A 6,672-nucleotide genomic window follows, 5' to 3' on the forward strand; every position below is an offset into this window, starting at 1 on the left:
TTGTATGGCGGAGGGCGTCCATAGCCAGCCCGGCTCGGGCGCCCGGTTCGACTGGGGCCCGGCCGGCGCGGCGGAGCTCGCCCGCGTCTGCTCGGTCCTGGTCGTCGTCGACGTGCTGTCGTTCTCCACGGCGGTGGACGTCGCCGTGGGCAGGGGCATCCGCGTCCACCCCTTCCCGTGGAGCGGCCAGGCCGAGGCCTACGCGGCCCGCCTGGGCGCCGCGGTAGCCGTGGGCCGCCACCAGGTCAACGCCGAGCAGCCGTGGAGCCTCTCTCCGGCCGCCCTCCAGACCGCCCCGCTGGTCGACCAACTGGTCCTGCCGTCCCCCAACGGCGCCACCATCTGCTCCGCCGCCGCCTCCACCGGCGTCCCGGTCGTCGCCGCGTGCCTGCGCAACGCCCCGGCGGTCGCCCGCTGGCTGCACCACCACGGCTACGGCACCCCGACCAACGCGGTAGGCGTGATCGCCGCCGGCGAGCTGTGGCCGGACGGCGCCCTCCGCCCCTGCGTGGAGGACCTCCTCGGCGCCGCCGCCGTCCTGGACGGCCTGTCGGCGCTGGGCTCCCCGCTCTCGGTCGAGGCCGCGGTCTCCCTGGCCGCCCTGGCCGCGGTCCACAACGTCGCCGCCGCGGTGCGCCGCTGCGTGAGCGGCCAGGAGCTGATCCAGCGGGGCTTCGCCGAGGACGTCCGCCTGGCCGTCCAGTCCGGCGTGTCGCACACGGTCCCGGCCATGACCGACGGTTCATCGTTCTCGGCCGCTTAGGCCGCTATGTCGCAGTAGGTCGTCCGTCGGCTCTGCCCCAGGTCGACCCCATCCGGCAGCATCCCAATCCAGATCGACGTGTCGAGATGCATCCCATTGCAGGCGTCCAGGTCTTTCCCCTGTACTCGAGTGCTGCCGCCGATGACGACCCCGCGCGTGTCCCGGAACACGTAGGCAACGTGGCGCAGGGCGAGCCCCTGACATCCGTACGGGAACACGGGGCCGTACGAGATCAGGGCACTGTTTGTCTCCCGCTCGTACGTCGCGAACGTGCTGTCGAACGTCATCTGCATGAGCCGATTCCGGGGATCGTCCTGGACCCAGTGCGTGGTGCCGAACACCACCGCCACCCCGACCACCTTGATCGCCTCGTACGAGTAGTACACGTCGGCCACCTCGCCTACGGAGACCCGCTGCCCGGGCCTTATCACCGACAGCTCGTGCGGCTTGCCTTCCCAGATCACCCCGCCTCCGGCGGCCACGAGCCGAAACCAGACCGTGGTGTGATAGGCCACCTTCGCGCTGCGGCTCAGCACGCTGGCCCCGAGGCTGAAGATCGTCGGCTGTTCGATGATGCTGAACCCGCGCTCGTCGGCGACCAGGCCATTCCCGACGGGCGCGGCCGCGCCCACCTTCGGCAGACGAACCGGATCGCAGCCGGTGTCGAACTCGCTCTTGCCCGGCGGCAGCGGCCAGAACAGCAGGGTCGCGAGCAGCCCTCCCACGCCGAGCAAACCGCCGAGCCTTCTTCCGATCCGCCGCCGCACCCCCGAAGTCATGCCTCAAGGCTCGGATTCCGCAGGAGCGCAACGCAAGGCGCAATCGGAAGCTGTGGATAAGTTCTGACCGGCTCAGCCTTGCAGCGGCTGGGCCGGCTGGGCCTTGAGGGTGTTGTTCTTGATCACGTACGCGGTGGCCGCGGCCGTGGACGAGACCGTCCAGATCACCGGATTGCCGTCCGCGTCCTGGGCCAGCTGTACCGACGTCGCCGCCGGGTGCCAGTCCGTGGCGAGCTGGCGCGGCGTGTAGTGCAGGGTCTCGCCGTCGTACGTCACCGACTCCCACAGGTACACCGCGCCCGTCGAGGAGTTCCAGAGCAGCAGGGCGGTGCCGCCGGGCAGGAGTTTGGACGCGATGCGCCAGCTGTCCCAGTCCGCGCCGCCAGCCGGGGTGGGCAGGGGCGTGGGGTTGGCCATGTAGTACCCGCCGGTGAAGCCCGGGTTCGGGTAGTAGTCCAGCGTGTAGCCGTTGACCTGGTCGCCGACGATGGCGAACAGGTCGGGGTACGAGTTGCCGTTGCCCGCGCTGTCGTAGGCGTTGGCGATCGCGATCGGGCTGTTGCCGTTGATGTCCGCCATGGTGCCGGCGGACAGGTTGTGCGTGCGGCTCAGGTCCAGCGGTCCCCCGTCGTCGAGGCTCTCGACGATGATCGCCATGCCGGGGTTGAAGCCAGCCGGGTAGTACACGAACGCGTCGTTGAAGCTCGTGCCGGTGAAGTGGCCAGAGATGACCTGCACGTCGTCGAAGTTGGCCGCGGGCCAGCCTGAGAGCGACGCGACGCTCGTCGCCGGGTTGCGCAGATTGCCGCGGTTCGCCCTGCCCGCCGCGAGCCACAGGCCCGGCGCCAGGCCGTTGCCAGGCCCGGCGGTGAGCAGATCAGGATTGCCGTCGCCGGTCAGGTCCTGGTCGGCGAACGGCGCCGGGTAAGCCGAGTTGACGAAGACAGTGGTGGTGGCGGTGAACGTGCCGTCGGGCTCGATCGCCCACACCGCCAGCGTGTTGGTGAACCGCGTCGGCACGATCGACACGGTCACCTTGCGCTTGCCGGCATCGACCTGCTTGGGCGCGCCGGAGTTGAGCTGGTACACGAACGCGGTCGGGACGGGACTCCCGGCCGGCTCGGCGAACGTGAACTTGCCCTTGACCCCGATCGTGTAACTGGCGCTGTCCAGGGTCACGGTCGGCGCGGCCGGCGGGACCGTCGCGGCTCCGGCGGCGGTGGGACCGGCCAGGATCGCGGCTGGCACCAGCACGGCGGCCAAGAGCAGCTCGGTTCTACTCATACAAGTTCCTCCCCGTCAAACGCGCCGGTTGTCGGCGCATATGCATGTAGCTGCGGGCGTTCGTCCGCGACCACTTGGCGGCGCGGGACCTTGTGCAGCCGTGCGTCCGAGCGCCACAAAGACCGGATTCGTTCCTGTGGATGGCTTATGGCAGCAGCCGCGCTACTACTTCTTCACCAGCGTCTTGCCGGCCCGCAGCGACGGGGTCTCGCTTGTGCGCGCGTCGGCCTGGGTCGCCGCCTTGGCATTCGCCTTCAGGGAGGTCTCCGGCGTGGTCTCGCTGGTGGTGTAGTGGCCCGACACCGAGAACGCTTCGCCGATCGTCCGGACGAGGGCCGCCGGGAGGGCGCTGGTGCCGCCGATGAGCACCACGTCGCTCACACTCGCCGAGTGGAGGTTGAGATACTTCCAGACCGAGAAGTCCAGCTCGGTCGGGGACGTGATCAGGAGCGGGCCGTAGTTGGCGCCGATCATCGCGCCGCCGGTGAGGGCGTCGTACCAGGAGGCGACCGTGGCGACGGCGACCGTGCGGGGCGAGGTGAAGAAGGTTTCCGCGATGAGCCGCGCGGTGTCCTGCGCGAGTCGGCCGACGAGCGGCAGGTAGGTGGCGTCGGCGGGCCAGCTCGGCAGCTGCCCCCGCTTGGCGGCGTTGGTCAACGCCCGAGCTCCGGGGCCGCCCGCGGCCACGACGTCGACCTTGGTCGGGTCGATCCGGTTGAGGTACGCCGCCGTCTCTGCCGGCATGTCGTCGCCCGCGGTCAGCACGATGACGGTGCCCGGGTTCGCGCCCGCCGCCGCGCCCGCGGCCAGCGCGTCGTAGTAGTTGAGCGCGGTGGAGACGATGACCGTCTTCGGCGAGGGGGCGATCTCGTTGGCCACCGCGATGGCGGTGTCGAAGACGCTGTTGCCGAAGACGCGGCGGGTGGAGAAGCCGAGGCTGCGCAGCCGCGACTCGATGACCGGCGGGAGGGCAGCGGTGCCGCCGAGCAGGTACACGGTGCCGGAGGGGCCGAGGACGCGCTTGATCTCGGCCTCGACGGCGGCCGGCAGGCCCTCGCGGGGGGTGATGAGCAGCGGGGCGCCCTTGTCGACGGCGAGCGTCGAGCCGGCCAGGGCGTCGAAGTAGGTGTCGCTGCGAGACAGCACCACGGCCTGGGCCGGCTTGCGCCCTTGCCCGGCGACGCCGTAGGTGGCGTAGTTGTACCGCGACGTCGCGATCGCGGTGTCGAGCGCGGTCTGCCCCCAGACCCGCTCGACCAGCCCGGACTGGATCGGCTGCCACGACGGGTAGAAGGCGTTGGGAACCACGGTGGTGACGGCCTTGGTGGCGAGCACCATCTTCTTGATGTCCGCGGCGCCGAACCGCGCGTTGTTGTGCGCGCCGCTGGAGAACAGGATCGTCGTCCCGTCTGGCGACCACTTCGGCTGGAAGTTCCAGGCGCCGATCGCCTCGGTGGTCAGCACGGCCTGGTTGCTGCCGTCGGCGTCGGCCAGCCAGATCTGGGCCTTGCCGTTGTACCCGTCTCCCAGGTCGCTGCGGACGAAGGCGATCCGTGACCCATCGGGCGAGACGTCGACGCCCCAGGCGTTCGTGGCGATCTGCTTGGGCTGCGCCCCGGGCTCGTCGGTCAGGCTGTAGATGGTCCGGGTGTCCATGGACGTCGGGCCCTGTTCGAAGTAGAGCGTGCCGTTGACGGATACCGTCGGACTGTCGATCAAGGCGCCGGCGTGGAGCAGCTCCGACGCGGGAGCGTCACCGCCCGTGCTCGCGATCCGCAGGCCCTCGACGGTAGCGAAGATGACGTACCGGCCGTCCTCGGTCACCGTGAGGTCCCCCGCGACCTCGGGAGGCAGCTGCTCCAGCAGATCCATGCCGAACGTGCCGTTGGCCCGGGTCGAGTGCAGCTGGTAGTTGACGGGGTAGAAGAAGCGGTCGCCGTCCGGCGACCATGCGCCGGCACCGGTGGGGTGGGTACCGATCGGCCACGAGTCGCTCCCATCGGGCTTCGCGGTGTAGTAGATGCCGGCGCGTAGGTACGTGATCCTGCCCGTCGCGCCGGGGGCGGTCGCCGAGGCGGCGCGCGGGGTGGCCGAGCCGATGAGTGGAATGGCGGCGGTCGTGGCCGTGGCGGCGACCGCCGCGCGGAGTACGGAGCGACGGCTGAGAGTGGGTGGCACGCTGTTCCTCCCCGTAAAGGTAGTGAGCCTCCGGGCGCAGCGCGCGTTGGCGGCCGGGCCGCACGGAAGACGGCCAGCAGTCTAAGCCGAATCCTGCTCGGGCACGTGCCTCGAACTTCGCAGCCCAGACGCGACGCCCCGCCGGGTTCGAGCAAGAGATCACCGATGCCCCAAATGCCGGGCAGTCGATGCAAGCCCCGCCTTCGCCGCAGCGTAGCCGGCCGGACACGGTGCGCGCCGGCGTTGCGTAAAAGCGCAGGTCGGAGGCGATTTGTCCCGCACTGAGCCACGACCGGGGAAATGGCCGAACGGATGACCCGGCAACTTGCTTGGCGGAGGGCGTGGGATTCGGACCCACGGAGACGCGGAACGCCTCACCGGTTTTCAAGACCGGGTGCAGCATTGGCCATGAGCTGCAGAAGATGTTGCCGTCCGCGATTTCATGACACGGCTCAGGCACAAAGTCATGTCGGCGGCGTGCCTCATAGCCCGCAACACTTTCTGCGCCCCAGAAGAGATCTGATGCGCCGGACGGCGCCGAACACTGCGACGGCGCTTGACAACAGCTGCGACGGCGCTGTTATAGTTTCGGTGCGGCGCCGTCCGGCGTCGCACCGATTAATGCAGGAGGCTCGCAAGCCATGAGTAGCGAATCGAGTTCGGCAGTACGGGGCGGCAGCCGTCAGCCGTCATCGCTGATGCAGGTGGCAGCTTTCATCGCCAACGTCGGCGTGGGAAGCAAGTTCACGAAGTTGGACCTGTTCCGGGCAGTCCCCGGGGTGGCGCAGGCAGATCGGAGGATGCGCGACCTGCGCGCCATGGGCTGGGAGTTCGACAACTACAAGGTCAACCGAAACCTCACCGCCGACGAGTACTTGCTCAAGGCGATCGGTGTGCGGGTCGACCTTGGTGAGGCTGCTCCGAGGACCGTCCGCAAGAACATCACCGGACCCAAGCGTCGCAGGATCTTGGAGCGCGACGGGCACACCTGCCAGGTCTGTGGGATCGCCGCCGGCATGGCGTTCCCCGACGTGCCGGAACGGACGGCGGTGCTGACCATCGGGCACATCATCCCGGTCGTCCGCGGCGGCACGAACGATGACGACAACCTGCGGGCCGAGTGCCAGCGGTGCGGTGACGAATCCCGGGACGTCACCGTCAACCCGCCGACAAAGCAGGAGGTGCTTACCCACATCCAGCATCTCGGCAGTGCGCGGGAGAAGCGGCGCTTGTTCGGCTGGATGCAGGCCGGCCGCCGGGTTTCCGATGACACTGAGCGCGCCTTCAACAACTGGGCTCGCTTGCCGTACGCGCACCGTCTGGAGGTCATGGCGGCGCTCGCAGAGCAGGTCATGAAGGACCTGCCTGCAGAGAGCTGACCGCAGTAGTGCGATTTGGGCGCTGCCGGTTCAAGGGCAAGCGATGACGAGAAGAGCCCGCGCGTTCCGAAGTGATTGCAGCACCTCGGACCACACGGGCTCTTCCCCATTGTGCCCGGGCGGCGGAACTTTCAACGTCACGACCGCTCCACGGGGCCGACTGTCAGTCCGAACACGTTTCAGGCCCCGCTCCGAGTGGGCTTGACCCGATTCGACGGACAGGGTCGATGTGTTGATCCTCAAGCTACCCTGAGGGCGGTCAACGGCCGGACGCTGGTGCTGTTCTCGA

5 protein-coding genes and 1 tRNA gene are annotated in these 6,672 nt (G+C 69.2%); 2 read left to right on the forward strand and 4 right to left on the reverse strand.

Features of this window, described 5'->3' with window-relative positions:
- Nucleotides 1-4 precede the first annotated feature (4 nt).
- Nucleotides 5-763: a 2-phosphosulfolactate phosphatase gene (locus AB0M46_RS30430; protein ID WP_363341508.1), complete on the forward strand. Its 759-nt coding sequence runs from the start codon at nucleotides 5-7 to the stop codon at nucleotides 761-763.
- Here the strand turns inward: AB0M46_RS30430 and AB0M46_RS30435 are convergent.
- The 4 genes from AB0M46_RS30435 to AB0M46_RS30450 all read right to left on the reverse strand — a co-directional run bounded on the left by AB0M46_RS30435 (nucleotide 760) and on the right by AB0M46_RS30450 (nucleotide 5,438).
- Complete coding sequence (locus AB0M46_RS30435; RefSeq protein WP_363341510.1) at nucleotides 760-1,542, reverse strand: hypothetical protein; 783 nt, start codon at nucleotides 1,540-1,542, stop codon at nucleotides 760-762. The two genes, AB0M46_RS30430 and AB0M46_RS30435, sit on opposite strands and share 4 nt — an antisense overlap.
- 72 nt (nucleotides 1,543-1,614) lie before the next feature.
- Complete coding sequence (locus AB0M46_RS30440; RefSeq protein ID WP_363341512.1) at nucleotides 1,615-2,826, reverse strand: hypothetical protein; 1,212 nt, start codon at nucleotides 2,824-2,826, stop codon at nucleotides 1,615-1,617.
- 165 nt (nucleotides 2,827-2,991) lie between these two features.
- Nucleotides 2,992-5,004: a cell wall-binding repeat-containing protein gene (locus AB0M46_RS30445; protein WP_363341514.1), complete on the reverse strand. Its 2,013-nt coding sequence runs from the start codon at nucleotides 5,002-5,004 to the stop codon at nucleotides 2,992-2,994.
- Nucleotides 5,005-5,334: 330 nt separating this feature from the next.
- Nucleotides 5,335-5,438: transfer RNA gene (locus tag AB0M46_RS30450), tRNA-Ser, on the reverse strand.
- 207 nt (nucleotides 5,439-5,645) lie between these two features.
- On the opposite strand from AB0M46_RS30450, the gene AB0M46_RS30455 reads away from it, so the two are divergent.
- Nucleotides 5,646-6,383, forward strand: coding sequence for an HNH endonuclease signature motif containing protein (locus AB0M46_RS30455; protein ID WP_363341516.1), 738 nt, complete (start codon nucleotides 5,646-5,648; stop codon nucleotides 6,381-6,383).
- Nucleotides 6,384-6,672: the final 289 nt, after the last annotated feature.

The sequence above is a fragment of the Dactylosporangium sp. NPDC051485 genome, from assembly GCF_040682015.1.
In the GTDB taxonomy this organism is placed as follows: Bacteria; Actinomycetota; Actinomycetes; order Mycobacteriales; family Micromonosporaceae; genus Dactylosporangium.

Coding starts and splice junctions, on each gene's coding strand:
- AB0M46_RS30430 (WP_363341508.1), top strand. CDS start 5: ATGGCGGAGGGCGTCCATAGCCAGCCCGGCTCGGGCGCCCGGTTCGAC.
- AB0M46_RS30455 (WP_363341516.1), top strand. CDS start 5,646: ATGAGTAGCGAATCGAGTTCGGCAGTACGGGGCGGCAGCCGTCAGCCG.
- AB0M46_RS30435 (WP_363341510.1), bottom strand. CDS start 1,542: ATGACTTCGGGGGTGCGGCGGCGGATCGGAAGAAGGCTCGGCGGTTTG.
- AB0M46_RS30440 (WP_363341512.1), bottom strand. CDS start 2,826: ATGAGTAGAACCGAGCTGCTCTTGGCCGCCGTGCTGGTGCCAGCCGCG.